Origin of the sequence: Schinkia azotoformans LMG 9581 (genome assembly GCF_000307855.1) — a bacterium.
Taxonomy (GTDB): domain Bacteria; phylum Bacillota; class Bacilli; order Bacillales; family Bacillaceae_J; genus Schinkia; species Schinkia azotoformans.
Genome location: NZ_AJLR01000108.1, coordinates 1 through 2,466, shown reverse-complemented (window position 1 = coordinate 2,466; position 2,466 = coordinate 1). Strand labels below are relative to the sequence as shown.

Genomic DNA, 2,466 nt, shown 5'->3' with positions numbered 1-2,466 from the left:
CCAGTAAAAAATTTCTGTTTGGTCGTAGTTGACCTCTTTTCAATATTGTCCGCCACCCCTGTACCTTGAGTTGTGTTAGTATTAATAAGGTCTCCTTCCATCGAAAGTCCCGCTTTTTTTGCTACTACTTCCCCCCTATAATTTCCTCCACTTCGCATTTCTACCCAACCCTATAGGTTCAATGGTCTGTTGTACTTTTAGTTCATTTAACACACGATTAATGGTTGCTTCGCTAACATCCGAACAAGCGTTTTAAATAGTTATCTAAACGGCTTGAAAAATGATATAGATGCGGTCAATAATGCATTTATTTTCCCTTATAATAATGGGTTAGCAGAAGGGAGTATCAATAAGTTAAAAACAATCAAACGCATCATGTATAGTAGAAGTAGTTTTGAACTTCTACGGAAGAAATTATTATTTCTCGAATCACGGAAATTCAACTAACGCTGGAAAGAACCCATTTTTAGCTTACGAAATGAAAATAAATTAATAAGAAGAATGAAGAATATAGAAAAATATAGAAAATGATTTTTAGAGTTGTTGGTTTTTTAATAATATTATAAATAGATATTGAAATTATAATAATTATCGATATTATATAAGCTGAAAAATGTTGAAAAACAACAGCGAGTATAATAGAAAGTGCTCCTAAAATATTTATAATAGTTTTTTCTTTCAAGTTTATCTACTCCCTTTTTAAACCAATTATATATTTTCATGGATTAATTATATCCAATACTACCAAAAATAAAAATTCCAAGATAAAAAACACCTTGGAATTTTTATTTTTGACATATTAATATTAATCCATATATTTTGTTGTTAAGATTGCATTCCCTAATTGGTTTGTTCTCTGACTATCCGAATATACATATGCTATTTTCATTTCTGCAACAGGTACGCTACCATCCCATTTATAATACCAAAGAATAGTATAATACAAATTTGGAGCAAATATATTGTAAGCTAAAGTAGCTATTCGTGTTACATCCGCTGCCAAAGCCCACGGAATTCTGCTTGCTATAAGAATTGAAATTGCACCTATTGTAAATTTTGTTACAAGATCTGAGTACTTTGAGGTATCATAATAGATCCAATCTGTTACTGCATTAATAGTTACTTCACCTGACAGTAATTGAGCATCCTTACTATCTATTTTTATTAATTCTTCACTATTTATTTGTGGTGTTTGAAATTCAAATTTTTCTGTGTTAATCTTGTTGTCTTTTTTTGTTTCAATTACAAGATTATTATCTTCAATTGTACTTTTTTGTTCAGAGAATAATTCGTAATTACCTTCACTATTTTTTATATAGATTTCACTACTTACCCCTTTAAAATCATCATCAAATTCTTCTATGATTTTAAAAGACTCTCCATTTTCATCGAAAGAATATTCAAGATACGTATCTGAACTATTAATCATTTGGAAATTTGACTTTTGAACTGACTCAACTTTTGCACTAGGCTCACCGGGATTTACTAACGTAACTAACAGTAGAGCCATCATAGATACCATTGTTATTAATTTTTTAATAGCCAACTTTTTTTCCCCCTCATTTAAAATACATTAATTTTTTTAAAAGATTAAATATTTTCTTGCCTCCTTTCAACAGCAATCATATAAAATATTCCAATAATTACAATATTTTTGCGACAAACTCATCAAAAGTCGGGATAAATCCCCATATTTCCGGGATAAATGCAGATGCAGATTCTAAAATTAAATGATTTTTCAAATTCGTCCCGCAAATTCAAGAATTCATCCCCGATTTCATGGAGTTTATCCCAAATCTATTGATTAATATGTTGAATAATGTAGAACTAATTTAAATTGGATAATTGCTGGAAGGTGGTAAATGTTGATTACGAGAATTTCTCAGTTGTTTGCTAGAAAACTAGCTGTTGCAAGCGGTTATGTTGAGGAAGAGGATTTTTTGCGGTATGGGTTTGAGCTACTAATTGGTTATTTTATTAAAGTGCTCGTTTTATTGACAATTGCCGTGTCATTACATATAACTTCGCAAACTATTATTCTTGTACTTGCATTTGTATCATTACGAATTGTTTCAGGCGGACATCATTTGTCTACGTATCTTTCATGCATGCTATTCAGTTTGGGGCTTTTTATATTATTAGCTGTGGTTGCTGCGAATCCACCGCATATTCTAATAAACCATATATTAATTATCCTTCATGTAGCCATCATTTTGGGAATGGTTTCGATTAGCCGCCTGCCTAAAGAGGATAATAATAATCCGATTATAAAAAGCAAAAATGGCATTTCCTACCATGTCCTAACACTTTGGTATTTTATTCTTTTAGTAGGTTTCTTTTTTGAAATGGAACCTTCATTAATCCTTGCTTCACTGTTTAGATTAATGTTGCAATATACTTCCCTTACTCCAATTGGGATTAAGATTATTGAAAAAGTAAATCAATTATATATACAGTATGATTTTT

2 protein-coding genes are annotated in these 2,466 nt (G+C 30.5%); one reads left to right on the top strand and one right to left on the bottom strand.

Annotated features, from left to right (window positions below):
* Positions 1-805: 805 nt before the first annotated feature.
* Positions 806-1,546: a hypothetical protein gene (locus BAZO_RS11435; protein ID WP_003331682.1), complete on the bottom strand. Its 741-nt coding sequence runs from the start codon at positions 1,544-1,546 to the stop codon at positions 806-808.
* 319 nt (positions 1,547-1,865) lie between these two features.
* Here BAZO_RS11435 and BAZO_RS11430 point away from each other — a divergent pair.
* Positions 1,866-2,466 (top strand): accessory gene regulator ArgB-like protein (locus BAZO_RS11430; protein WP_039957458.1); only part of this gene is annotated, 601 nt, incomplete at its 3' end.